Below are 314 nucleotides of genomic sequence, written 5' to 3'. Positions count from 1 at the left end.
CTGATGAGGTTAAGGACTTCCTCGCAGTAGTCGATGTAGAGCGTGAATTTTTCAAACCCGTCCAACGCTTCCAGGCGATAAATAATGTTTAAGGCCAGCAGTGACGCATAAGAGCAGGCGATGGTCGTCTGACGCTCCGGTGATAGTGCACTGAAGGCCTCGGGCTCAAAACTTTCGCCGGCGAAAGGAACCTTCACTGAGTTAGGGTCATCCCGGAACTTGGGCAGGTAGTCTCTGCAAAACCTTTCGAACGCAGCCTCGACCGGAGCCCGTCGCCCCGGCGGAAGCTCCTGGTAGGCAGCAGCAGGCGATAT

Annotated in this window: 1 pseudogene; it reads right to left on the bottom strand. The window is 55.4% G+C overall.

What is annotated here, in order from left to right:
* Positions 1-197 (bottom strand): annotated as a pseudogene (locus tag AF337_RS45255) (hypothetical protein); the annotation flags it as partial.
* Positions 198-314: the final 117 nt, after the last annotated feature.

The organism is Rhizobium ecuadorense, assembly GCF_001187535.1.
Lineage (GTDB): Bacteria > Pseudomonadota > Alphaproteobacteria > Rhizobiales > Rhizobiaceae > Rhizobium > Rhizobium ecuadorense.
The sequence above is the reverse complement of the archived record's forward strand: the minus strand, read 5'-3'. Positions and strand labels throughout refer to the sequence as shown.